This window comes from Gracilinema caldarium, from assembly GCF_029265695.1.
GTDB classification, from domain to species: domain Bacteria; phylum Spirochaetota; class Spirochaetia; order Treponematales; family Breznakiellaceae; genus Gracilinema; species Gracilinema caldarium_A.
This window is the reverse complement of sequence record NZ_JAJUHW010000007.1, coordinates 32,931-56,829: the sequence shown is the minus strand read 5'-3', so window position 1 is coordinate 56,829 and position 23,899 is coordinate 32,931. Positions and strand designations below refer to the sequence as shown.

22 protein-coding genes are annotated in these 23,899 nt (G+C 50.0%); 15 read left to right on the top strand and 7 right to left on the bottom strand.

Annotation, left to right across the window (positions count from 1 at the left end; translation table 11 throughout):
* Positions 1–39 precede the first annotated feature (39 nt).
* Entirely contained in the window at positions 40–603 is a 564-nt protein-coding gene (locus Q7P68_RS04115) for a DUF4256 domain-containing protein (RefSeq protein WP_304223179.1), read from the bottom strand.
* Between the two features lie 85 nt (positions 604–688).
* Between Q7P68_RS04115 and Q7P68_RS04110 the strand changes: the two genes are divergently transcribed.
* From Q7P68_RS04110 to Q7P68_RS04050, 13 genes are all read left to right on the top strand, one after another.
* Positions 689–2,269: a glycosyl hydrolase family 79 N-terminal domain-containing protein gene (locus Q7P68_RS04110; protein ID WP_304223177.1), complete on the top strand. Its 1,581-nt coding sequence runs from the start codon at positions 689–691 to the stop codon at positions 2,267–2,269.
* Between the two features lie 193 nt (positions 2,270–2,462).
* Positions 2,463–5,597: a bifunctional FdrA/YlbE family protein gene (locus Q7P68_RS04105; protein ID WP_304223175.1), complete on the top strand. Its 3,135-nt coding sequence runs from the start codon at positions 2,463–2,465 to the stop codon at positions 5,595–5,597.
* Between the two features lie 50 nt (positions 5,598–5,647).
* Complete coding sequence (locus Q7P68_RS04100; protein WP_304223174.1) at positions 5,648–6,526, top strand: cyclase family protein; 879 nt, start codon at positions 5,648–5,650, stop codon at positions 6,524–6,526.
* An 11-nt stretch (positions 6,527–6,537) separates the two neighbouring features.
* Positions 6,538–7,224, top strand: coding sequence for a hypothetical protein (locus Q7P68_RS04095; RefSeq protein ID WP_304223172.1), 687 nt, complete (start codon positions 6,538–6,540; stop codon positions 7,222–7,224).
* 3 nt (positions 7,225–7,227) lie between these two features.
* Positions 7,228–8,427, top strand: a complete 1,200-nt coding sequence (locus tag Q7P68_RS04090; protein ID WP_304223170.1) for a thiolase C-terminal domain-containing protein — start codon at positions 7,228–7,230, stop codon at positions 8,425–8,427.
* A gap of 9 nt (positions 8,428–8,436) precedes the next feature.
* Positions 8,437–8,820 carry a Zn-ribbon domain-containing OB-fold protein gene (locus Q7P68_RS04085; RefSeq protein ID WP_304223168.1) on the top strand — a complete coding sequence of 128 codons (384 nt, stop codon included), beginning with the start codon at positions 8,437–8,439 and terminating at the stop codon, positions 8,818–8,820.
* Positions 8,821–8,829: 9 nt separating this feature from the next.
* Entirely contained in the window at positions 8,830–9,510 is a 681-nt protein-coding gene (locus tag Q7P68_RS04080; RefSeq protein ID WP_304223167.1) for a GntR family transcriptional regulator, read from the top strand.
* Positions 9,491–10,516, top strand: a complete 1,026-nt coding sequence (locus tag Q7P68_RS04075; RefSeq protein ID WP_304223164.1) for an oxamate carbamoyltransferase subunit AllH family protein — start codon at positions 9,491–9,493, stop codon at positions 10,514–10,516. Before Q7P68_RS04080 ends, Q7P68_RS04075 begins: the two co-directional genes overlap by 20 nt.
* Positions 10,516–11,460 carry a carbamate kinase gene (gene arcC / locus Q7P68_RS04070; RefSeq protein WP_304223161.1) on the top strand — a complete coding sequence of 315 codons (945 nt, stop codon included), beginning with the start codon at positions 10,516–10,518 and terminating at the stop codon, positions 11,458–11,460. Before Q7P68_RS04075 ends, arcC begins: the two co-directional genes overlap by 1 nt.
* Positions 11,461–11,473: 13 nt before the next feature.
* Positions 11,474–12,292: an FAD binding domain-containing protein gene (locus Q7P68_RS04065; RefSeq protein ID WP_304223159.1), complete on the top strand. Its 819-nt coding sequence runs from the start codon at positions 11,474–11,476 to the stop codon at positions 12,290–12,292.
* Positions 12,289–12,780 carry a (2Fe-2S)-binding protein gene (locus Q7P68_RS04060; RefSeq protein WP_304223156.1) on the top strand — a complete coding sequence of 164 codons (492 nt, stop codon included), beginning with the start codon at positions 12,289–12,291 and terminating at the stop codon, positions 12,778–12,780. The genes Q7P68_RS04065 and Q7P68_RS04060 overlap by 4 nt, the downstream gene beginning before the upstream one ends.
* A complete protein-coding gene (locus Q7P68_RS04055; protein ID WP_304223153.1) occupies positions 12,767–15,223 on the top strand; it encodes a xanthine dehydrogenase family protein molybdopterin-binding subunit in 2,457 nt (818 codons plus the stop codon). The genes Q7P68_RS04060 and Q7P68_RS04055 overlap by 14 nt, the downstream gene beginning before the upstream one ends.
* 139 nt (positions 15,224–15,362) lie before the next feature.
* Entirely contained in the window at positions 15,363–16,616 is a 1,254-nt protein-coding gene (locus Q7P68_RS04050; RefSeq protein ID WP_304223150.1) for a uracil-xanthine permease family protein, read from the top strand.
* Between the two features lie 154 nt (positions 16,617–16,770).
* On the opposite strand, the gene Q7P68_RS04045 is transcribed toward Q7P68_RS04050, so the two are convergent.
* Positions 16,771–17,121 (bottom strand): cupin domain-containing protein, encoded by a 351-nt coding sequence (locus tag Q7P68_RS04045; RefSeq protein WP_304223148.1) that lies wholly within the window; start codon positions 17,119–17,121, stop codon positions 16,771–16,773.
* 40 nt (positions 17,122–17,161) lie between these two features.
* On the opposite strand from Q7P68_RS04045, the gene Q7P68_RS04040 reads away from it, so the two are divergent.
* Positions 17,162–18,613, top strand: a complete 1,452-nt coding sequence (locus tag Q7P68_RS04040; protein WP_304223145.1) for an NTP transferase domain-containing protein — start codon at positions 17,162–17,164, stop codon at positions 18,611–18,613.
* 64 nt (positions 18,614–18,677) lie between these two features.
* A complete protein-coding gene (locus Q7P68_RS04035; protein WP_304223143.1) occupies positions 18,678–19,010 on the top strand; it encodes a hypothetical protein in 333 nt (110 codons plus the stop codon).
* A gap of 86 nt (positions 19,011–19,096) precedes the next feature.
* Here Q7P68_RS04035 and Q7P68_RS04030 read toward each other — a convergent pair whose 3' ends face one another.
* The 5 genes from Q7P68_RS04030 to Q7P68_RS04010 form a co-directional block, all read right to left on the bottom strand.
* Positions 19,097–20,287, bottom strand: a complete 1,191-nt coding sequence (locus Q7P68_RS04030) for a phage major tropism determinant (protein WP_304223141.1) — start codon at positions 20,285–20,287, stop codon at positions 19,097–19,099.
* Between the two features lie 10 nt (positions 20,288–20,297).
* Positions 20,298–20,570 carry a hypothetical protein gene (locus tag Q7P68_RS04025; protein ID WP_304223138.1) on the bottom strand — a complete coding sequence of 91 codons (273 nt, stop codon included), beginning with the start codon at positions 20,568–20,570 and terminating at the stop codon, positions 20,298–20,300.
* Positions 20,571–20,634: 64 nt separating this feature from the next.
* On the bottom strand, positions 20,635–21,033 hold the full coding sequence (locus Q7P68_RS04020) for a hypothetical protein (protein WP_304223135.1): 399 nt from the start codon (positions 21,031–21,033) through the stop codon (positions 20,635–20,637).
* A complete protein-coding gene (locus Q7P68_RS04015) occupies positions 21,030–21,554 on the bottom strand; it encodes a C40 family peptidase (protein ID WP_304223132.1) in 525 nt (174 codons plus the stop codon). The genes Q7P68_RS04020 and Q7P68_RS04015 overlap by 4 nt, the downstream gene beginning before the upstream one ends.
* A complete protein-coding gene (locus tag Q7P68_RS04010) occupies positions 21,551–23,899 on the bottom strand; it encodes a hypothetical protein (RefSeq protein ID WP_304223131.1) in 2,349 nt (782 codons plus the stop codon). The genes Q7P68_RS04015 and Q7P68_RS04010 overlap by 4 nt, the downstream gene beginning before the upstream one ends.

Below are 23,899 nucleotides of genomic sequence, written 5' to 3'. Positions count from 1 at the left end.
TGTATGGAAATTGGCGATCCTTTTCAACCGCTTAACTGTTTAAATCCAAAGATATCCCCGGAAGCCCCGCACGGCGTAATAGGACTGGGCCCCATTATGGTATACAAATACTGTTCCATAGCGGTATTCCATAAAGAGGGCTCCGCCGAGTTTTCTGATAGCTTCGGGGGTCTGTATCCAGCTTGATGTCTTGGTATCGTATCGGCCGGTAGTCTGAAGTTTCCTGTACAGCTCTTCGGTTAAGAGTCGTATCCCCATGTTTCCCGCCATGTCCTGGGCGCTTGTTTCAGGTCTGTTTTCTTTTCGGGATTCGAGTCCTTCCCGGTCATAGCAGAGGCTCCGTCTGCCTGCGGGGCTTTCTGGAGCGCAGTCTACAAAAAGGTAGACATTCCGGTCAGGATCATATTCGATGACATCAGGCTCTCCGCCTGTTTGTTCCATAGCCCAGAGTATTTGTAGCTTATTTTCATCCTGTTCCAGTTTGTTTTGAATCCCCTCCCAGCTTACATCGTTATGCCGTTCTGGATGGGCGGTAAAGCGGTCTTGTAATAGGGTTAAAAATGTTTCCTTCCTATTTGTTGAAAGCGGTTCGATCACAGTCATACTATGTTTCCCTTTCTTTTATAATACTATATTTGTCGAGAAAATCATAAAAAAGATTGTATACAGAACAGAGGAAAGGTATGATGTGAATTACACCATGCATACAGAAATTGATATCTATTCATCAATCCAGGCTACCCAAAGGATCTTGCATCCCCATTTCCTGTCCTTTACCATTGATATTTCCCTGCTTCTGGGCGGCCACTGGTGGGGCAATACCCGACGCCTCGTCCGTGGTGTGGCGGCAGATCAGACCCAGCCGCTTGATCTTTCAGATTCACAGCTTGTGAATTTGACCCAGCTTTTAGCCCCCGCCATGATCCGGATCGGAGGCACCGAAGCGGACCGCATCTGGTATAAGGGTGGGAAAAAGGCTGCGGCCCAGCTTGCCCCCGATATGAAGATGGATGCACTGCAGGGTCTCCAGATTCACGAATATGTCTTGGATAAAAAGACCTGGAAAGCCCTCCATACATTTCTGGAAAAGACGGGTATGGAACTCCTCTTTACCGTCAGTGCTGGGCCTGCGGACCGGGACAGCCAGGGCCGATGGCAGGAGGGAAACGCCCTTAAGCTCATGGCCTATTCGCGGAAAAAAGGGTACCGGGTGGCAGCTTGGGAATTCGGCAACGAGGTAAATGGATTCCCCTTTATTTACGGATGGAAATATCGGGTTAAGCCAGCCCAGTATATACGTGACTTTGTCCGCTTTGGACACCTGGTAAAACGGCTGTATCCGGAAAGTAAAATCATAGGTCCCGCTTCTGCTGTGTGGCCTCTCATTGGCGAACCCTATCCCATAATTAAAAAACTGTGTAAAAGCCCCGCGGCCCTCTATCTGGATGGGGTTTCCTGGCATTTTTATCCCCAGCAGTCTTCCCGTGGGCGCCTAGCCACCAGGCGGGCCGCGTGGGACAGGCTGCTTTCTCCGCGAACCCTTACCGAGGTACTCCGCCGGAATACCCCTATCCAGTCGGCCATCGAAGCCGCCAAAGCCATGAGGCCCGCATCAGCTCCCGTAGAAAACTGGATGACCGAGACAGGCCACGCCCTTTATGGCGGGGAACCGGGCCTTTCGGATACCTTTGTTTCTACCCTCTGGTGGCTCGATGAATTGGGTCTTCTGGCCCGGAACGGTGTTTCCCGGGTGTTCCGGCAGGCCCTGGTAGGCTCCGATTACGGCCTCCTGGACGAAAAGAGCCTGTCCCCGCGGCCCGATTACTATGCCAGTTTTCTTTGGAAACGCCTGATGGGGTCCCAGGTCCATAGTCCCCATTGTCTTATTGAAGCACCAGCCAAGCTCAGGCTGTACCTCCATTCTGATGAGAACCAGCGGGTATCGCTGCTTGCTATTAATATTGATAAAACCAAGAGGGGGAGGGCAAAGCCTGCTTCTATACGACTTTTTCTTAAGGAAAAATTTTCCGCTACTAATGTGGAGCGTTATCTTCTTGAAGGATCCGGAGGGGTCACTTCGTCGCGGGTGCTGCTCAACGGTGTACCTCTGGAGGAAGATCTGGTCCATAAATGGGGCAAAAAAAAGATGTTGCAAAAGTATCGCATCCAGGAGCTATCCGAAGCAGAAACCGGGCTTTTGTTCTCGGTCCCGCCCCTTTCAGCCCTTTTTGTTCATTTTGCCCTACCATCGCTGAAAAGCATGATTTGAATGCCTTAGGGGATCTACCAAGTATCCCTGGAATTGAACATACAATTTTTTCTTGACTTGTATACAATCCGGTATATAATTAAGTCTACATGAATGGACCGGATTTGGTCTGGCCAAATTGGGCTTAATTGGACGTGTTCTCATTGGACTTGTCCGATGAGAACACGTCTAATAGTGGTGCGGGAGGGGTGAGATGAAAAGGATACATGTTCGCAAAGACACCTATGTGGATTCGGTTTTTTTAATGCTCCTGAGCAAGGATCTTAAGGAACGGTCCGATATCATAGATGCCACAGTAACCATGGGTACTCCCATGAACCTGGAACTCCTTAAAGAACAGGGCTATAGTCTTGAATCCCTGAAAGAAGTCAGCCCCGCTGACCTTGTGGTTGCCCTGGATTGTGCTTCGCAGAAAGTCTTTGACGAAGCTCTCAAAATCGTAGATGAGATGCTGGGCGGTAAAAAAAAGGCTAGCACTACTTCTGTTGCGGGATCTGGGCTGCCCCGCAGCAAGACCTTAGACAGCGCCCTTGATCTCATACCCGATGCAAATATGGCTGTCATATCAGTACCCGGTATGTATGCCCCCCGGGAAGTCCGTAAGGCCCTTAATAAGGGGCTTCATGTCATGCTGTTTTCTGACAATGTTTCACTGGAAGACGAAATTGCCTTAAAAAAAATAGCCCGCCAAAAGGGACTCCTTGTTATGGGTCCCGATTGTGGAACAGCTATTATAGATGGTAAGCCGATTTGTTTTGCCAATGTGGTAGACCGGGGACCGGTCGGTATAGTGGCCGCGGCAGGGACAGGCCTCCAGGAAGTTTCCTGCCTTATCGACCGTTTTGGAAGCGGTGTCAGCCAGGGCATCGGCACCGGTGGCCGGGACCTTAAAAATGCCCAGGTCGGGGGGGCCACCATGCTCATGGGCATTGAAGCCCTCGGGGCGGATCCGAACACAAAGGCAATTCTTATTGTTTCTAAGCCGCCTGCTTCCGATGTGGCAGCTAAGGTAGTGCAGGCCCTTGAAAAAACCGGAAAACCCGCGGTGGTTCATTTTATAGGACTTAATGAACTGATTGCCGCTAGTTCTTCAATTCATTTCGCTTCCAATTTGGAAGAAGCTGCCCGATGGGCCGTATCCCTTGCAGAGGGGAAACAGGTTGATGAAAATAGCCGCCGGAATTGGCCCTTTGACCTTTCAAAGAAAGACATAGAAGCCCTGGTGGAGCAAGAAACTCGTCGTATGGCGAAAAATCAAAAATATATCCGGGGCTATTATACCGGCGGCACCCTTACCGACGAAGCCTGGATACTGCTCCATGGTCTTACCGGTGCAGTCTATTCCAACAACCACACAGATCCGGCCTTTGTGCTTCCGAATCCCAAAAAATCTATCGGGCACACCATTGTTGACCTGGGGGACGACGTCTTTACGGTGGGCCGGCCCCATCCCATGATTGACCCAAGCACAAGGACTGAACGGATCGATGCTGAACGGGATGACCCGGAAATTGCGGTCATGTTGTTGGACTGTGTCCTGGGCTACGGTTCCCATCCGGATCCGGCGGGTGCTATGCTTACTTCTATTAAAAAGGCTAAAGAAGCCGCCGAAAAACGGGGCGGCTACCTTTCAGTGATTGCCTCTGTAACGGGAACTCCCGGGGATTTCCAGGGTTTCGATTCACAGGTAGCAAAGCTACGCAGTGCGGGGGTTATTGTTATGCCCTCCAACTACCAGGCTTCCTTGTTGGCACTAAAAATTATGGAAAAGGTAACCGGTAAGACGAGTCCCGCATTCCAAAACCAAGCGGCAGCCGGACAGACTGGGGCGAAAAAAGCTGCCCAAGCCGCAGTGGGAGTTGCTGGTCCTTCAGCATCTGACGCCGGGCCGGGACCTGAACATATCCTTGCCCTCTTTAACCAGGGCCTTAGGGTCATCAATCTAGGGCTCGAATCCTTTGCGGAAAATCTGGCATCCTGTGATACGCCAGTGGTTCATGTGGATTGGATGCCTCCTGCGGGGGGAAATTCCGAACTAATCCAGGTTCTGGACCAGCTGGAAAGTCGTTCGACCGTAGATATTGATAAGGCTAATGGGGAAGCGGTGGAACGGATACTTTCGGGTAAGCCGCTTATAAAGGGACTTGGGATTGCAAAGGACGTAGTCCCGGGCATGCGGCCGAACCTGTTCCTCCATGCGGGGCCGCCTATTACCTGGGATAAGATGTGCGGTCCCATGCGGGGAGCCGTTATTGGCGGCATCCTTTACGAGGGGCTGGCTAAAACAGAAGAAGAAGCGGAAGCCCTGGCGGCTTCGGGTAAGATTGATTTTGAGCCCTGTCAGGAACACGCAGCCGTGGGCCCTATGGCGGGAATCATGACGAGCCGTATGCCGGTCTGGATTATCGAAAATGAAACCTATGGTAACCGGGCCTATGCAACCTTGAATGAGGGTCTCGGCAAGGTTCTCCGCTATGGAGCCTATTCCCAGGAAGTGCTGGACCGGCTCCGCTGGATGGAGGGGGAACTGGCGCCGATACTCCAGAAGGCAATAGAAAAGCACGGACCGGTAGACATGCGGAGCCTGATTGTTCAGGCCCTACAAATGGGCGACGAGGGACACAACCGGAACCGAGCAGGAACCTCTCTAGTAATCCGGGAACTTGCCCCCTATCTTGTCATGCTCGACGAGCCAAAGGAAGCTCTTTCCCGGGTTCTTACCTTTATGCACCAGAATGATCACTTCTTCCTGAATCTTACCATGCCTTCGGCTAAAGCGGTCCTGATGGCCGCAGAGGGAATTCCTGGCAGCACGGTTATTACCGCCCAGGGTCGGAACGGTACCGAATTTGGCATCCAGGTAGCGGGGCTCAAGGGCCGCTGGTTTACCGGCCCTGCGGGGATAGTAAAAGGACTGTATTTGCCGGGCTTCGGTCCCGAGGATGCCGCGCCGGATATTGGAGACTCGGTTATTACCGAAACGAGCGGTATCGGCGGCTTTGCCATGGCGGCAGCCCCGGCTATCGTGAAATTTGTCGGAGGCAGTCCCGAAGACGCCCTGCGCTTTACCCGGGAAATGTACGAAATTACCCTGGCGGAAAACCGGGAGTACAAGATCCCGATTCTGGATTTCCGGGGCACTCCCACAGCTATCGATGTACGAAAGGTGGTTGAAAAGGGAATCCTTCCCGTCATCAATACCGGTATTGCCCATAAAAAACCTGGCATCGGCATGGTCGGTGCAGGCCTCGTAAAGCCGCCGGCCAACTGTTACCAGGATGCACTCAAAGCTTTAGCTGCTGCCTATGCAGCAGCAGATTCTCATTAAATAAGGACAGGGTTCAGCCTGGCTGGACCTAAGTAACGAGGAGGTGTTCAATGAAAGTAATCGATTTAACCATACCTCTAGGTGTAGGAACCCCGCCATGGCCGACCTACATTCCCTTGCAGGTTCAATACTTTAAGCGCCTTGCTCCCAACGGCGCAAACGGACAAGTGGTTACCCACTCCAATCATATCGGAACCCATCTGGATGGCGAAATCCATTTCTATACCCCCGGTAAGGACATTGCGAGCCTCGATATGGACTTCCTGGTCCACGAAGGTGCCATCGTAGACCTTTCCGATGTTTGCGGCGATTACGATGTGTATACCTCCAAAATGGTAGAGGAACGGGTGGAAGTAAAAGAGGGAGACATCCTTATTATCCATACCGGCTTTCATCATTACGGCTGGGACCAGCCGACGGGAGACGAAATCCGCTACATGATTAAACATCCCGGACCAGACCGTGAGTTTGCCGAATGGGCAAAAAAGAAAAAGCTTCGCTGGATCGGTGTGGACTGCGGTAGCGCAGACCATCCTATGAACACCAAGATCAGGGAATGGATGCCCCGGCAAGCCAAAGAATGCGATGCGCATTTCCAAAAGAAATATGGCAAGAGCCTGGATGAATTTTTCAGCGACGACAAATACCAGCTCATGCATATTGAGATGTTCGACAAGGGCATTATTCATGCCGAATGCGTGGGCGGCGATATAGACCTGCTTTTAAACCAGCGGGCAGTCATCGGCTGCTATCCCTGGCGCTTTGTGGACGGCGAATCTTCCATTGCCCGCATTGTGGCCCATGTGGAAGACGACCGCTACGAAGAACTGATGAAGAAAAAGGCCAAGGCAGAACTTACCCGGTTCGGCGATGTGGCCGGTGCAAAGAACCCATGGCTTCATGAAGAAGCCCGAAAGAACCATAAATAGAGGAGCAAATCATGGCAATCGATGAGATGGAGAAAAAACTGAGACCCCCCGAGGTAGAGCTTAAGCCCTATCCTCCCAAGGTAATTACCCTGGCTTCGGGCGAAAAAATGGTAGTCCGCGAGGCCCGCCGGGACGAAGTCGGTGTACTGCTCGGTACCGTAGCCCCCCTTATCGGTGTTGCTGCGGACTTTTATGACATTGTAGCCGCCCGTATGTATTCGGAAATTCTTGGCTGGTACCGCTACCGGGTTGCCAACGAATTTGTCATTGTCGGCGCAATTAACGGCGTCATTGCCGGTATCGTCACAAGTCGCCATGTGGATGACAAGCTCGGTATGAGCCTTCATACCCTTACCATTAAACGGGGTCTCAGGGTCGGAGCCCAGCTTTTTGCGGCAAAAATGGAACATCATATCGATATCCTCGGGGAAGATGAGGTGTACATTGTGGCTGAAAGCCCCAATGGGTTTAAGCGATGGATGATCGAATATCAGCTGGAAGACCGGTCCCACCTGTATCCCCAGGTCCGGCACGAATTGGGTGGTGTTCCCACCTATGTGCTGACCCGGAAGCTCTGGAACGATGTAAAGGCTGTAAAATGCACCGGTACAAGGCCTGTCTCAGAAGAAGACCTTAAGTCCGCCGAAAAGCTCATTATGCCCAGCGAATATCCGCAAATTCCAGGATTTAAGAGGTAAGCTATGGCCGCCAGAGTCGGTATTGTTGGAATCGGGCACACCCGGTTCGGAAATTCATCGGAATACGATCTGGCGGACGTCATGGCCTATGCAGCCACCGACGCCCTCCAGGATGCGGGTTATCTAGAAAAGAGAAAAGAAATTGACCAGGTCATTGTGGGAAACATGGCGTCGGGCCTGTTTGTTCATCAATCTGCCGTAGCCTCTTCTCTCATTAGCCGTATGGACATGGAGCCTGTACCCGCTGAACTGGTAGAAAACGGGCCTGCTTCCGGGGCCAGCGCTATCAAAATCGGCTATATGGCCATTGCCTCCGGTATGTGCGATGTGGTGCTCGTGGTAGGCGGCGAAGTCATGCGCAAAGTAAGCGGCTGGATGTCCACCGATATTGTGGCCACCATGCTGCACCAGGAAGCAGAGTACAACATGGGTCTTACCTTGCCGGCCTTCGGCGGTATGTTTACCCGGCTCTATATGGAAAAATACGGTCTTACCGAACGGGACCTGGCGCTGTTGGCGGTTAAAAACCATGACAACGGAGCCAAAAACAAATATGCCCATATCCAGGCGCCGGTTAATATCGAAGCCATTGCCGATGGTCCCGAAGCAGAGGTGGTCAACAACTATGTGGCTGAACCCCTGCGAATGTATTCCACCTGTCCCGTTTCGGACGGTGCTGCGGCGGTCTTGCTGGTCAATATGGACAGCCCCCGGGTCAAGGACTTTAAGAAAAAGCCCATCCGGATAGCGGGCATTGCCAGCGCTACCGACACCCACTGTGTCCACAACCGGAAGGATCCGCTCCAGCTTAATGCGGTTCGGATTGCAGCCGAAAAGGCTTACAAAATGGCTGGGGTAGGCCCCCAGGACATCTCTTTTGCCGAGCTCCATGACGCCTTTTCCATTCTGGAACTGGCCATCAGTGAAGAGGTTGGTTTCTTTGAGCGGGGCAAGAGTTATCTTGCGGTCCGGAAGGGAGAGACAAAAATAGACGGCCGGCTTCCCATTAACACATCGGGAGGGCTTAAATCCAAGGGTCATCCTGTTGGCGCTACCGGGGTTTCCCAGGTAGTAGAACTGGTCCGCCAGCTCCGGGGCGAAGCTGAACCGGGCCGCCAGGTAAAGGACCCCAAATACGGCATGTCCGTCAATTTCGGCGGATTCGGCAACAACGTCGTAGCGGTGATTTGCGCAAAGGAATAGGGGGCAGATATGTTTATCGATTTTAGCCAATACGAAGTAAAGGCCCCCAAAATAAAGGCCTATAAATGCCAAAGTTGCGGGGCCATCTATTATCCGGCACCGATGATCTGTTCAAAATGCAGCGCCCGTCGGGATCCGGTAACCGGTAAGGGCTGGGAAACCTTCGATCTCGAAGGCCCCTGCACACTGCTTACCTGGACCAGGGCGTGGAATTTGCCCGAAGGGTATACCAAAAAGTATCTCCTCTTTGGTATAGTCCAGTTCGAAAATGGACTGCGGGCATCGGGACGGCTTGAGGTGGAAAATCCTGTTATTGGGATGAAGCTCACCGCCACGGTGGAGGAGTCCGACGAACGGCCTGGCAAGCCGGTTAAAGTATTCGTGTTTAAATAGGAGGATCTGATGGCAGACGGACGGAGCGGAAGGAATCTTAGTGCAGAAGTGTATGAATCATTATCTGAACGGATCCGCACATGGCTCTATCCGCCTGGCCATCGGCTTACCGAGGAAGAACTCTGTGTGGAATTCGGGGTAAGCCGCAGTCCTATCCGCGAGGCTCTGAACATGCTTGCGGAGGCGGGTCTTGTGGACAAGGCAGAACGAAAGGGGTACCGGGTTCGCAAGATTGACCTGCAGGAACTGGAGGACCTCTACGATACCCGGCTCGTACTGGAACTGGCGGTTATTGAGCAAATCTGTGAACGCGGTATGAGCTCTGGAATTCTTAGGCAGCTCAGAAAGCGCTGGAAGGAACTGCTGGACGCCCTGCCGGCCATGGCCCATGAAGCAGCATTAGAAGACGAACACTTTCACGAAGCCCTGGCTGCGGAAGCGGGAAACAGGGTAATGCAGAAAATTTTAAAAGATATAGACCGGAGCATACATTTTGTACGGCTTTCGGACATTACCGATCCTGAGCGGCTTAAAAAAACTTGCCAGGACCATTTGGAGATCCTTGCTGCTCTAGAGCACTGCGATGTGCAGAGGGCGAAGGAATTAACCCGGGAGAACATACTATGGGGCAAGGACAAGGTATCTAACGCCCTAAAGGAAGCGCTTATCCGTGCGCACGGTTTGGTATAGCCAGGGATCGGAAAGTACTGAATGCTGGTCCGGTCCAGTGAGCAGAATAGATGCCTACATTGCAGGTTCCCTATTCCCCTCGGAACCCTTTGAATGCACGGTACATTCTGTATATACCAATGCGCTGAATCTTATTGTACCTGATAAACCGATTCTCTATACCCTGGTTACACAGCCTGCTCTTCTGCATCCCCTATCGGTCCTTGTTGCCGGTTCTGGGAGCCAAGCGGTTCGTTTCAACGCCTTAAGTCTAGAACCTGGGATTGCCGGCAGATTTAACGGACAAACCCTCTCGTTCGGTTCTCATATTTCAATAAGCTTTGATCATATTAAGAAGAATTCACAGGTTGATGAATGTCCGCCCCCACTGGCGCTTAGTGCAGGAATGCTGGAGCAGCGGCTGGAGGAAGCCGGAATAGCCCTGGAAGCACTCCAGGCGGAACAAAATACGGAGCTTCGCTGGCTTTCCAAAGAGCACCTGGTGAATTTTCTTCCTGAAGAAACGAGTGGGTATAGCGGCCGGTTTGAATCTGTTGCAAATACACTTTGCAATTCTCTAGTCGCCGGTTCACCCTCTGTAGCTTTGACGGCTTCGCTTAAGCTGCTTGGCCTCGGCCAGGGCTTAACTCCTTCGGGGGACGATTTTCTCTGCGGCCTTGCCATAGCCCTCCTCATGTACGCAGCCCATCCTGATTATGAAGAGCAGATAAGTGCTTTAGCAGTAGAGACCTGGTTATGGGGGATTGCGGCCACATTGGGGACTGTCCCCTCCACAATCACGGATCCGAGAGACAGGACCGGTATTGTTTCTAAAAGTTTTCTATATATGGCAAGCCTGGGCCGATTCAGCAGCATTCTGGTGCGCTTTGCGAAAGCCTTTGTTGACCCATCCCAGGATATCCGCCAAGAAATTGTCCAGCTTGCCCAATACGGGCACAGTTCCGGTTTGGACAGTGCCACCGGTTTCCTGTTTGGAATTGCCTCGGTGGAACAAAGGAGGTCTTGATGGCACGAAAAATTGCAATAGTTGCCGTGGGCGGAAATGCCCTGATCCGGGATCCAAAAAAGACAGGTCTTCAGGACCAGTTTGAATCGGTTCGGTTCACGGTTCCCTATATTGTCGATCTTATACAGGCTGGGTATTCGGTGGCGATAACCCACGGAAACGGTCCTCAGGTAGGTTTTTTACTCCGGAAAAACGAAATCAGTGCCAAGGAGGTGCCTCCTGCGCCGCTTGATTATATCGGCAGTAATACCCAGGGTTCGATCGGTTACATGTTTGAGACCTCCCTGTATAACGAGTTCCGCCGCCGGGGCATGCCCAACCGGGCGGTGGCCCTGGTCACCGAAACGGTGGTGGACGCCAATGATCCGGCTTTTAAGAATCCGACCAAGCCTATTGGTTCCTTTATGGACGAGGCCACCGCCAAAATGCGGCAGGAACAGGACGGCTGGTCCGTGGTGGAAGACTCTGGCCGCGGCTGGCGGCGGGTCGTGCCGAGCCCCCGGCCCAAACGTATAATCCAGGAAAGCATAATCCGGGAACTTCTGGAACAGGGCGAGACGGTCATCGCCGTTGGTGGCGGCGGAGTGCCTGTTGCAGAAGCCGAGGACGGCACTATTTCTGGCTTGGAAGCGGTTATCGACAAGGACCTTGCATCCAGCGTGCTAGCTTCGTCTATCGGAGCTGACCTTTTTATCATCTCCACAGAGGTGGAAAAGGTTGCCCTAGACTTTACCAAACCTACCCGCCGCTGGCTCGATAAGCTCACCATAGCGGAGGCAGAGCAATACCTGAAAGAGGGTCAGTTTGGCAAGGGCAGCATGGAGCCCAAGGTGAAGGCTGTCATCGATTACCTTAAGAACGGAGGCAAGGAAGCAATTATAACCAATTCGGAAAATATAATCCGCTCTCTGCGGGGAGAGTCGGGTACGAGATTTGTACTATAAAAAAGGAGGCGCTATGCTGCATCAATTTTCTTATGCAGGGCCAAGGTCAAAACAGGAGCTTTTTAAGATTCTGGATGACCATGAAGGCAATGCAAAGGTCCTGGCGGGGGGGACCGATTTGCTGGTTAATATTAGAAACGGGGTTATGAAGCCCCAGCTTGTGGTGGATATAAAAAAGGTATCTGGCTACGAGGGGATTACCTACAGTCCCACTGAAGGACTTGTTTTTAGGCCCGCGGTAACCATCAACGAAATACTAAAGAACCAGGCCGTGCGGGATCATTATCCGCTCCTCCAGGAATGCGGCCATGACCTGGCAAGTTACCAGGTACGGAACCGGGCAACCATTATGGGCAATGTGGTCAACGCCTCTCCCTGTTCGGACATGGCACCGGCTCTGCTCTGTCTAGGGGCCCAGGCGGTCATCGCATCCAGCAAGGGAACAAGGGTGGTGCCCTTTACAGAGTTTTTTACGGGGGTAAAAAAGACCGTATTGAGTCCAGCAGAGGTGCTGGAATCAATCATTATCCCGCCGACAACTGCAGGGGCAAAGGGCGCCTACCGCAAACTAAAACGCATCAACGGGCATGATCTGGGCATTATTGGAGTTGCCGTGAGTATTAAGGGCGATGTACTCCGAATTGCCGTAAGTTCCGCCGCTCCGACTCCGGTGGTAACGCCGGATCTGCCGGCTTCCATTTCGGTAGAAGATGCGGTTGCGGCGACTCGAAAAATAATCAGTCCCATTAGCGATGTGCGGTGCAGCAAGGAATACCGGGAATTTATGGTAGAAGTATTTGTAAAACGGCTGCTTACGGAGGTGCGGAAATGAAAATCTCAGTAAAAATTAACGGTGAACTTTATGAACGGGATGTGGCGGAAAATCGAACCCTCTTGAGGTTCCTGCGGGAAGATCTGGGCCTTACGGGTACCAAAGAAGGCTGCGGGGCAGGAGAGTGCGGTGCCTGTACGGTCTTTATGAACGGAAAAACCGTTAATTCCTGTATGGTCTTGGCAGTCGAGGCCGATGGCGCAGAAATAGAAACCATCGAAGGCGAAGCTAAGGACGGAACCCTTTCGAAGCTGCAGGAAGCCTTTGATAGAAACAATGCGGTACAGTGCGGTTTCTGCACCTCCGGTATGATCATGTCTGCCCGGGAGCTTATCCGCAATCATCCGAAACCAACGGTGGAAGAAATAAAGGAAGGTCTGGAGGGCAACTTTTGCCGCTGTACAGGCTACCAACAGATAATAGAAGCGGTTCTCGATGCCACAGGACAGTTAGAAAAGAAGGAGGGATTGAAATATGCTGGAAAATAGCGATCCCAAAACTCTTAAATATGTCGGCAAGGCGGTCCGCCGGGAAGAGGCGGTGGAAAAAATTACCGGAGCTGCCAGGTATGTGAGCGATATAGTGCTGCCGGGTATGCTTTATGCTCAGGTGAAAAAAAGTCCCCATGCCCGGGCACGAATTAAGCATATTGATGTATCCAAGGCCCAGGCTCTGCCGGGGGTTCGGGCGGTGCTGACCGGCGAGGAGCTTAATTACAAGCTTGGTTTATATATTGTAGATAAGGATATCCTGGCTAAAAAAGAGGTCCGCCATTATGGGGAAGCGGTTGCAGCGGTTGCAGCGGACACGCTGGAAATCGCCAAAAAAGCGGTAGACCTTATCGAGGTGGAATACGAGGTCCTGGAGCCGATCCTAAACCACATGGATGCCATCAAAGAGGGCGCTCCCCTCATCCATCCGGATCTGGGAAAATATGATTATTTTAAGCCCGCTTTTTCTCCCCAGCCGGGGACAAATATTGCCACATGGAATAAGATGCGCAAGGGTGATGTGGAAAAGGGGTTTTCCGAATCGGAGTGGATTATCGAACGGGAATATACCAATCCGTCGGTCCAACACGTTCCCATGGAAACCCATGTCGCAATTGTTCAGTGGGGTAAGGATGATGAAATTACGATTTGGTCTAGTGCCCAGTCTCCCTTTACGGTGCGGAACCTGTTCTGTTATGCCTTTAAGCTTCCATTAAACAAGGTGCGGGTTCTGGTACCCCATGTGGGTGGAGGTTTCGGCGGAAAGGCAGGAATTCATATCGAACCTTTGACAGCGGTGCTGTCTAGAAAGGCCGGAGGCCGGCCGGTAAAATTCCAGGCCAGCCGTGAAGAGGAATTTACCCTCCTTCCATGCCGCAGTGCTCTGACTTATCGTATCAAGACCGGTGTTGCTAAAGACGGTCGTATTCTTGCCCAGAAAATGACCATGTACTGGGATGCAGGAGCTTATGCTGACTATGCGGTGAACGTAACTAGGGCTTCTTGCTATTCTGCTAATGGCCCCTACGATATTCCCAATGCCTGGGTCGATGCCTACACGGTCTATACCAATAAGCCCTATGGGACTGCATATCGTGGTTTCGGACATGTAGAATTCCACTGGGGTCTTGAACGGCATATGGAACTGGTTGCCAAGGCTATTGGCATGGATCCCCTGGAATTCCGCCGAAAAAATGCCCTGCGACCCGGATCAACAACCCTAACGGGGGAAGTTATCCAGGAACATACGGGAAACGTCCTCAAGTGTATTGATGCGGTTGCAAACGCAATTAACTACGGCACCCTGACCGAAGAAGAAAAGGAGCGGGAGAGGAAGACGGGTAGAAAGATAGGTAAGGGCATTGCAGCTTTGCACAAGGCCCCAGCTATGCCGTCCTTCACGGCAACTTCGGCTGTCATTAAAATGAACAGTGACGGTACGGTGAATGTCAACGTAGGGCTCATGGAAATCGGCCAAGGTTCCACTACCGCCTTCCAGCAAATTGTGGCGGAGCGCTTAGGATTCCCCCTGGAAAAAGTAAAGGTTACAGTAGAAAAGGACACAGATCGGGATCCCTACGACTGGCAAACCGTGGCTTCCAAGGGACTCATTCTTTCCGGAAACGCCTGTATTCTTGCCGCGGAGGATCTCCTGAAAAAGGGTTATGAAGTGGCAGCCCAGATTCTACGAGCAAACCCTGCGGACCTTGCCCACGACGGGGATAAGATCTATGTAAAACACCATCCTTCGGAAGCGGTAAGCTGGGCAAGCATTTCTATCGGTTATGCGTACCCCAACGGCAACGGTGTGGGCGGTCCGCTTATTGGGGTGGGCCAGTACATAGCCCAGGGCCTCAGCAACCTGAACAAGGAAACAGGCGAGGGAAATCCTGCACTGGACTGGACCTATGGAGCCCACGGCATTACCGTGGAAGTGGATCCTGAAACGGGTGAATACAAGATACTGAAAATAGCGAGCGCCTTTGATGTCGGCAAGGTGATTAACGAGGACATGGTGCGCGGCCAGGCTATCGGCGGAATGATCCAGGGCCTCGGGACCGCTATTTGCGAAGGCTATATCTACGATAAGCAGGGGCACCTTCTTAACCCCTCCTTTACGGACAACAAGATACCCACCGCCAAGGATCTGCCGGAAGCGATAGAAACCATTGCGGTGGAGACCCCCCAGCTAGACGGTCCCTACGGTGCCCGTGGAGTCGGTGAACACCCCATGATATCCGTCGCCCCGGCCCTGGCCAACGCCATCGATGCGGCGGTCGGCGCTGAACTGACCCATATGCCCATACGGGCAGAAGATGTCTGGCGGGCTTTACAGAACAAGGAGCCCATCGATAACTGGATTACCAAGACGCCTTCCGGTTCCTGCCGGTCCGATCCGGCCACCCGGCGGCACAGTCCCGACGCGGCAATTACGCCGTAGTCAAAAAAAATTGGTTACAGTCTGTGTAGCGTAACGTATACTACTATACATAACGCTGAGCACAGTACAACATTGGTGCATTGTATCCCGGATGCCTTCGGAGAAGGTGAACCGGGAAACATGGTAAAAAGGAGGCTATATGGCAGAAAAAGACCTCTCCGGAAGGAACGTGATTCTCGGCTTGCAGCACACGTTCGTAATGTTTGGCGCAACAGTTTTGGTCCCTATTTTGACGGGGCTGGATGTTGGCGTAACCCTCTTTGCCGCCGGTATCGGAACCTTGCTGTTCCATATCGTAACCGGCTTTAAGGTACCGGTATTCCTCGGAAGCTCCTTTGCTTTTATTCCTGGCATTATTGCAGTCGGAGCAAGCGAAGGGATTCCCTATGCCCTTGGGGGTATTGTTATCGCCGGTTTGCTCTATGTGGTAGTGGCAATTATCTTTAAGTTTGTCTCCTATGATAATCTCCACAAGATTCTGCCACCCCATGTGACCGGTCCAATGATCATACTCATCGGTATGATTCTTGCTCCGGTGGCTGTACAGAATGCCAATGGCACCAATGCCAAGGCTATCGCCGATGCAATTGGAACCAATGGCTGCTGGGCTATATCGCTCTTTACCTTTGCGGTCGGCGTATTTGTAAAAATCGCATTCCCGAAATTTGGATGGAAATTTGCATCAAACCTCCCGGTTCTCATTGCGCTTATTGCGGGTTACATTCTGTCTATCATTATCGGTATTGTAGACTTTAAGTCGGTCGGCGAAGCTGCATGGATCGGTATTCCGAAATTCAGCTTGCCCAAATTCTCCGCCTCAGCCATTTCTATTATGGTGCCTATCGCGATAGTAACCATGGTCGAGCATTTCGGGGATATCCTAGCTATCGGCAATGTGGTCGGCAAGGACTTTATAAAGGATCCCGGCATTCATCGGACCCTGATCGGTGACGGACTTGCAACATCCCTCGCTGCCCTAATCGGCGGTCCTGCAAATACCACCTATTCGGAAAATACCGGTGCAGTAGCTCTTACCGGTGCGTTCAACCCCATCATCATGAGAATAGCCGCGATCTTCGCAATTCTCCTCTCCTTGGTTCCCAAATTTACCGCTCTTATCGGTACGATTCCCGCTCCGGTAATTGGCGGCATTTCTATCCTGCTCTTCGGTATGATTTCCTCCATCGGTATCAAGAACATGGTAGATGCGAAGGTTAACCTTTCCAATCCCAAGGTGCTGATTATTACCGCCACCATGCTCGTCCTTGGTCTCGGCGGCGCTACCTTCAAGCTCGGCCCGATCAACCTCTCCGGCCTGGGCTTGTCTGCTATTTTCGGCGTTGTATTAAACCTGATTCTCCGCCCGAAGGATGCAACTGGTTCAGAGGGCTGATGTCGGACAGCGCTAGCTTGTCTGACAGAACGTCGTGATGCCTAGGGGGCTGTACTCCACACTTACGGTTGCCGTAAGGCAGTACAGTCCCTTTTCTTGTTTTTGAGATCTTGACTGCTGGGCTGTCTCGTAACACAAGGGCAGCGGCGCCTTATTATGGCAGGGGGAGGAAAATCGACTTTCGGGGCTTGCCATCGGGTGAACGAGACTTGTGGCCCTTGCCGGTGGTGTCTTCCACCAGCACTATTTCTCCAGGCCCGAAGGTCCGTGTTTCACCGTCGGAAACCTGAATTTCAACGAGGCCTGTAAGCATGACAATGTATTGCCTGCGAGGCGCAGTGTGCCAGTCATAATCGTAGCCAGGTTCATTTTCCCGTAAAATCATAGAAGTAACCACTATAGGGTCCGACATTTTCCCTAATTGGTTCGATGTCGTATAGGGTACCTCGATGTCTTCGTAGTGGGACTCCCCTGCGGCGTCGTTGTATATTCGTGCTATTTTCATGGTTTTTACTCCTCTCCTATGATACAGTGGAACTACCAGTATGAATGACGAATTTGAAAAAGGCAACCAATTTGCGGACTGTATTATCTGCGCCGCCGGGGCTTCCCGTCGTATTGGAGAATGGAAGCTCAGCCTCCCCTGGTTCCGCTCTAGCCAGCCCTCTGTTGACTCTGGCGTTTACTCTGGTGTAACCCAACTGCCGGTGTTGCCGGCTGGCCAGCCTCAGGAAAGCTGGCTGGCTGACGCAGCGGTTTTCTCTGCCCTTGCTGCCGGATGCCGGGTCATCCTGGTCGCCGGTTTTCGGGGCGAAGAATTGAAAAAACGTTTTGCAGGATGGCCGTATGTCCGCGTTGTTCGTAATGAACAGTGGGATCAAGGCATGGTTTCATCGATTAAGGCGGGGCTTCCCTATGTTAAAAGCCCCTGGTTTTTTGTTGCCCATGCAGACATGCCCCTCATTGGCCCCCAGTGGTATAAAACTATCTTTACTCATAGGCCCTTAGAACACTGCCCCAAGGATGCCATTGCCATACGTCCCATCTATCTCCCGCCAAACCAGCCGGGCCATCCGGTGCTGTTTTCTCAAGCGGCAATTCCCCTTATACAGTCAGCCTCTGATGGAGATTCTCTTAAGCCTGTGCTTCACCAATGTCAGGTCTTCAGTGTTGATACTGAAGATCAGGCAGTTGTTTTTGATGTGGACACCCTGGAATCATATATAAGCGCCCTCGCGTATCTTGGAAAAAAGTCACAGCAACAAGTTATTCAGCAAACGGCAGCACAGGATGCTGCGCCAACAGCTGCACCAGAACCTGCCCCACAACCTGCACCAGGGGCCAGGCCTTCTTCCGTCCGGCTTATCACTGGCAGCCCCGGTTCTGGAAAAACGACACAGCTCAGGCAGAACGCCTTCCGTTCGTTCATCAACCTGATGGAATCGCCTGCTTTCGTCTTTTCCCTATTTATTATGGTGTCCCAGGTCCAGACTGGCCGGAAGCATGACGGCAGGGCGCTGGGCTTTGACCTGGAAGCCTTTTATTGGACTAAAGCGACGGGGCCATCTTTTTTTAGACAGGCCCTCTGCAGATCGAGCGAGCTGCTTCATTCGGCTGATTCGCCGAGTCTCGAAAGGGGCGAGCCTGCGTCGTCTTGCGACTTTAAGGTATCAGATCCTATACTGCTTGGTCCTTACCTATTCGATCCTGGGGCCTTTGAAAACCTTGCTCATTGGCTGGTACCAGCATTGAAAAATCATGAACCTTACCAATCAATTTATGTATATGTTGATGAAATGGGCAAACTGGAACTGGATGAAAACCGGGGATTATGGCCCCTTTTTACCCAGTTGATGGGTTTTGTGGAATACATTGCCGCTGCTGGCAGTCCCTATGAACTTGTACTCAGTGTCAGGAAAGATAGACGAGAACGGCTTGCAGCCTATGTAGCAGACTACAAATTCAATACTACTCTTTTTGATCTTTCAGAGCATTAATATTATGATTTTTCATGTTTTTTTTTTGAAAAATTGAGTTATAAATGTACTTAGGAGCAATAAAATGAAGCAAAAATGTTTGATTGCGTTTCTTATCGTTCTCTCTATGGTATCTCTTTTTGCAGATGATAAAAGTACCTATCTGCAATTACTGCAGGCTAACAAAATTCAGGAACTAAAAAAACATTTAGAACAATGGGAAAAAAAGAGTCCTCAGGATCCGGAATTACTTATTGGTTACTTTAATTACTACATCCGTATGGCAAGCAAGGAAACCATAGTGTTTGGCGGTAAAAATCCGCCCCCTGGGGAGACTACTATGCTCATTACCGATCCGACAACAGGAGAAAAGGTTGGGTGTAACAATACAACCGAATTGAGAAAAATATACACATGAAATGAGAATAAACAGTGTTTTATTGTGTTTTTAGCTGTTTTTTCATGTCTATCTGTACCAGACAAAACAGATCTCCAGATAACAGATTACAGACTGTCACAGGCCAGGCGCGACCCTATGCGCGTGTTCAAGTTCCACGGAGAGTGGAACACGTTCACCGCCCGAGCCCCCGCACGGACGCCACCGCCCAAGTCCGCGCCAGCAATAAATGCAACGCACCCAAAACCATTCGGCAAATACGCCTGGCCTTTCCCGGATCCTAACACATTCTGCAAGGCCCAAGATGTAGAGTCTTGCCGGATGGACATTTCGTCCAGCCACTCCTCTAGGTTTCCCACGCAGTCCACGCAGTTGTACGCGCTGATTGCTGCAGGCTTTACGCCTCCTGATGGATCGAAAGCGCCATTAGACGTGTTTATCTGACACCCCGTCCGAGTCCTGCCATTATTACTCGTTTTTGTCCATCCATATGTATCCGCTCCATCGAGCCCCTGCGGATTGCCAAACGCGGCCTGTATCCACTCTCCATAAGTCAAGAGTCTTTTCCCTGCACGACTAGCAAGTTCCTGAAAACAGTACCAGTTCAAGCCTTCGGTTCCAGAAACAGGGACTTGCCCATATTTTGATTGCAATCGGCCAGATGCAATGTGCAGCCCCGCCGTTCCGCTTTCTAAAGATATTGGCTCTGCAGCACTCGACAAATAGATATCAACCCAGATGCGGCCAACCTTTACCATTCCTTCGGGGCTACAGAGCGGTCTGTTTTTTAGATCCCAGACGCTATTTGGAATTATGCCGACAGTCACATTGTCTTTCCAATTAGGCGATCCAGACCCAAATTTTACCCCTGCGCCATCAATCGGGATCCATAGCCCGTCTGAGGAAACTTTGCGAATGTGGCCATAATGGAAACCGCCAATTTTTCTGGACGAGGAAGCATTATAGCCAGATGGGCAAGTTGCATTAGCACTAATCAAAAAGATACCATCACCGTTATTGTCACAGAGATATACATAATAATCAACTCCAACCTGAAACGTTCCTTCATCAAGATCTGCAGCGCTTAATTCAACATCTTGCTTTACAGTAAAGATCTTCCATTCGTCATTAAGAAGGGATATGACCGTATCTTTTTTAACAACAATTTTGTTTTCGTCATAAGAGAATGGGTTTTTCTTTTCAAGAAAGCTCTTGCCAGGAGATTTAACGTCATGAAACAAAGCAAACCAGGAAACAGAGGCGTCATCTACATAATCTTTTACGCGATATAATGACATATGAGCTCCTTTATAGTTTTTCTAACATAGATTTTATTTCCGACTCAGAAAGGCCGGAAAGAAAAAACGGGGAGCGGGGGTCCTCTTGGTCTTCAAAATCTTTGGGAGAAAGTTCTTCTGGGCTTTTTCGAACATCGTTTTTTAACACTTTTACAGACCTGCTTTGTAAAAGCATCTCAAGGCGATGTTTAAAATTACGTTTAGCTTCGAAGTGGTCTAATGCGTACTGATACGCATTGAGCCAATCCTGCCTTGTTTGCAGATTCTCAGGTATTCCTTTCATCTTTTCCTCCTGGTGAAAGGATATATTTAAAACATAGCTGGCGCTTGAAACCAGGACAGGCGCGTTATAGTTTTTCTAACAAGGCTTTGATTTCATTTATTCTGTTTATTGCGCGGGAACGATTTTTTGATACCTCTTCGGGGACAGGCCCCCCCCTTTCAATTAGACGAATAATGTACCAATCGGTACTATTAAGAAAATCGTTTAAAGACTTTAGCTCTCTTTCAAGCAAGACTTTTTCCGGGGCAGGTAGCGGGTTTTTAACGATAGCTCCAAAATCATCAAAACAATGCATCGGCTGCAAATAATTATCAAACAGCTCGCGCGGAAGTTCGCCACCGAATAAATTTTCTCCGGCAATCTCCGACTTTGGTTCGTCCGCTTCTCCAACCAACTGGTAGCCTATTAGATACTTTTTCCCATTTATTTCTTTTGTATCAATTTTGTAAACAGGCTTTCTCATAGCTTCTGCACCAACATTCTCCCAAAAGCAATAAAATGAGAATCGGTCTCACTGTAGAATCGTTCTGTAACTCCGTTTATACCTTCTTCTGGCTTGTACGTCGAATCTATAAAATAGATATTCCCGTTTTCAATCTTAACAAACAATGCTATGTGGGATACAGCCCCATCAGTCCCCATGAATAATAAATCGCCGGGCTGCAAATCTTGCTTACTGAGGCCAATAGAATATTGCCGCATCCCTGCTGCGGTAGTATCTGTAAACGACAATGAATATCCATAATCTGATGTAGCATATGCATAGCAACGAATAACAAGACCGGAACAGTCAACAACAATCTTGCGCGGTAGGGGATCCTGGCCGCCCCACTCGTATTCTGCACCAAGGCTGATGTATTGTCGAGCATAATCAAGAGCCTGCAACCGAACCTCTTCTGGCGCAGGGATCCGCTCTGGCGCAGTCATGGGCGCAATGTTGCAAGATGCAAATATAAACGCTAACATGATAACGGCTAAAGTCATATTAAAATTCCTCTCTGGCCTATATATAATAAACCAAGCGCAACACCAGGATAGAATTGAAACGATAAATTGCCAAGATTAAAACCGACCGGAATGATAATCATCATGCTCGACCTTAAAAAATCAAGATAGTTTGTATGAAACTGCATAGATACGTAAGGAGTAAAGCAATCGTCTATTCCAAGGTTTGACCCATATGGCCTAAACGCAACTCTCGTTGATGCATAAGCGGCCAATACGTCAGGATTATAAGATCCGTAAACATCTAATATAACACCCTTGATGTTTGTATAAGACCGTTTTGCGATATTTACAGTATACCACTGGTCTGCCTGGACAGCGCCATTAAACAAGGTCACAGCGGGATCTTGCCACCAGACCATGTGGCCCATGTAGTATTCACCTTCAGCGATCTGCTGATCGGGAATGTCATGTATAATTTTACCTTGAGCATCTAATACTAACAATCCTTTTTGTGGATTTACCGCGACAGTCCTGTTTAATATATCTTTAAATTCAAGTTTATCGATTGGTGCGACTTTGGTAAAATTTACTGCTTTATATAGGCGATATGGTTTATAAAACTTCCCTTCGCCAAATTTCCCTTCTCCGAATCGTTTATAGAGGGGAGACAGCGTGTAGGTGTATTTATATTGCGCTATGATTTCAATTTTCCCGACAAATTCGGTCAATGCGGTTACAACAACCTTTTTTTCTATTAAATCAAATAAAACCCCAGAACTTGAGATTAACAAATCCCAGTTTTGCGTATCGTCAGCATTATTAACCTTTACATAAAAAGTAAATTCCAGGTCATTCCACTCTTGGACGTTACCATTCCAATCGCTTAACACCGAAAACGATTCTTTTGATACTTCAATCCTTGCGCTGCTTATTGCGGTTTCTTCATTCTGTGTATATGATGGCGGCTCTTGTGTTTGATTTGCACTTTCAGTAATGGTTCCAATAATTGGCACTGATATCGCTATGCATTTGTAAGAAAACTCCTCGGTCTCTGCATTGAATGTTTTCTCGGTGAGTAGTAAAACAGGGTAGATTTCTGAATAGGGGTCGTTTATTTCTATAATAGCTCCTACCGAGTAATTACAATCGGACTTAAATTTAAACCGCCAGCATTGGGCTTTTAGTTTTGTTTTTATAAACGCAAAAAAAACGCGGGCTATTTGGCTATCATGGACATATTCTGCATCGTATTTATAGGTCTTTGAACTTGGATCTAAATCAGATACGGTTATTTTCGCTCCACGATAAACCACATCCCCGTATACATTGCAATAATAAATATTTTTTGAGTAGTTCGAATTGTTTCTATATGCCAAACGACACCGTTTGTTTTCGAATACCTGTAAAATTTTTTGAACTCCAGGATCGGTTTTTTCCTCTACCGCATGATTCTTTGTCATCACGATCGAGGTAAAGTCTTTGTTGACGACCACGTTACCCTTGAGGTCGAGCTTGCTGCCGATGGCTTTGTCGGTGTATTCGAACCAGGTATCCTGGACGTTTGCTTCTTCTGGCCAGAGGTACCCAGGCTGGATTGGCCACCCTGAACGTAGTCCGTTGTCGCTGAATGGAAGATCTGCCATGTAGAGAAGTACCCGCTCTTTGTATTTGAGCGGGTAGTACGAAACCTCGACGCTATCGTATTCGGAATAGAGTTTTTCGATTTCCAGTGGGGCTTTGATGTCGTGTTCAGTAAGCGTTAGCTCCGGGGCAGGGTTATCGTATATGATTTTGATTATCTTAATTCGTCCGTAAGGATCAAAAGTAAAAGTATAGCCATATTCATAGAGAAACGTATCGAGTATATCAAGGATAGTCTGGCCTGGGTCCGGGGCAAAGGCGAGCAGCGTCGTGGCAATGGGAGGAGGATTTATTGCCTCAAGACCAGCAAGGTTTAAGAGGCAGTGCACGCAGCTCTTTTCTGGCTGGGATGCATCGCATACGATAGCGTTCTCGACAACAAGGCCATCGGCGCTTGTCAGCTGACGCTCAAGCAGATAGGTTTTGTCTTCAAACTCAACCGAGATATCTTCGATATCAGCACCACTCAAGGCTGCGCCATATGACCTGGTTTGCAATGAGGATGGAGCAAGCCGGCCTGTGAAATCCCGTTGTCCGTTCACGTCGATTTCTGCAAGGACATTACCCTGGCTCAAGATAGATAGGAGCTGAGGAGTATATACCAGAGTGAGCGATCTGGTGCTCACGGCATGACGGAAGTCTTCGCTGCAGGCCCTATCAAAGGACTCGTAAGTGCGGACGAGGTTGGAAAAATCGTAACTTTGACCGTTGGTTATTAGATTGAGCGCTACAGTGGTCAT

What these genes read in the sequence shown, in the direction of transcription:
- Q7P68_RS04115 (WP_304223179.1), bottom strand. Translation starts at nt 603, where the DNA reads ATGACTGTGATCGAACCGCTTTCAACAAATAGGAAGGAAACATTTTTA.
- Q7P68_RS04105 (WP_304223175.1), top strand. Translation starts at nt 2,463, where the DNA reads ATGAAAAGGATACATGTTCGCAAAGACACCTATGTGGATTCGGTTTTT.
- Q7P68_RS04100 (WP_304223174.1), top strand. Translation starts at nt 5,648, where the DNA reads ATGAAAGTAATCGATTTAACCATACCTCTAGGTGTAGGAACCCCGCCA.
- Q7P68_RS04095 (WP_304223172.1), top strand. Translation starts at nt 6,538, where the DNA reads ATGGCAATCGATGAGATGGAGAAAAAACTGAGACCCCCCGAGGTAGAG.
- Q7P68_RS04090 (WP_304223170.1), top strand. Translation starts at nt 7,228, where the DNA reads ATGGCCGCCAGAGTCGGTATTGTTGGAATCGGGCACACCCGGTTCGGA.
- Q7P68_RS04085 (WP_304223168.1), top strand. Translation starts at nt 8,437, where the DNA reads ATGTTTATCGATTTTAGCCAATACGAAGTAAAGGCCCCCAAAATAAAG.
- Q7P68_RS04080 (WP_304223167.1), top strand. Translation starts at nt 8,830, where the DNA reads ATGGCAGACGGACGGAGCGGAAGGAATCTTAGTGCAGAAGTGTATGAA.
- arcC (WP_304223161.1), top strand. Translation starts at nt 10,516, where the DNA reads ATGGCACGAAAAATTGCAATAGTTGCCGTGGGCGGAAATGCCCTGATC.
- Q7P68_RS04065 (WP_304223159.1), top strand. Translation starts at nt 11,474, where the DNA reads ATGCTGCATCAATTTTCTTATGCAGGGCCAAGGTCAAAACAGGAGCTT.
- Q7P68_RS04060 (WP_304223156.1), top strand. Translation starts at nt 12,289, where the DNA reads ATGAAAATCTCAGTAAAAATTAACGGTGAACTTTATGAACGGGATGTG.
- Q7P68_RS04055 (WP_304223153.1), top strand. Translation starts at nt 12,767, where the DNA reads ATGCTGGAAAATAGCGATCCCAAAACTCTTAAATATGTCGGCAAGGCG.
- Q7P68_RS04050 (WP_304223150.1), top strand. Translation starts at nt 15,363, where the DNA reads ATGGCAGAAAAAGACCTCTCCGGAAGGAACGTGATTCTCGGCTTGCAG.
- Q7P68_RS04045 (WP_304223148.1), bottom strand. Translation starts at nt 17,121, where the DNA reads ATGAAAATAGCACGAATATACAACGACGCCGCAGGGGAGTCCCACTAC.
- Q7P68_RS04040 (WP_304223145.1), top strand. Translation starts at nt 17,162, where the DNA reads ATGAATGACGAATTTGAAAAAGGCAACCAATTTGCGGACTGTATTATC.
- Q7P68_RS04035 (WP_304223143.1), top strand. Translation starts at nt 18,678, where the DNA reads ATGAAGCAAAAATGTTTGATTGCGTTTCTTATCGTTCTCTCTATGGTA.
- Q7P68_RS04030 (WP_304223141.1), bottom strand. Translation starts at nt 20,287, where the DNA reads ATGTCATTATATCGCGTAAAAGATTATGTAGATGACGCCTCTGTTTCC.
- Q7P68_RS04025 (WP_304223138.1), bottom strand. Translation starts at nt 20,570, where the DNA reads ATGAAAGGAATACCTGAGAATCTGCAAACAAGGCAGGATTGGCTCAAT.
- Q7P68_RS04020 (WP_304223135.1), bottom strand. Translation starts at nt 21,033, where the DNA reads ATGAGAAAGCCTGTTTACAAAATTGATACAAAAGAAATAAATGGGAAA.
- Q7P68_RS04015 (WP_304223132.1), bottom strand. Translation starts at nt 21,554, where the DNA reads ATGACTTTAGCCGTTATCATGTTAGCGTTTATATTTGCATCTTGCAAC.
- Q7P68_RS04010 (WP_304223131.1), bottom strand. Translation starts at nt 23,899, where the DNA reads ATGACCACTGTAGCGCTCAATCTAATAACCAACGGTCAAAGTTACGAT.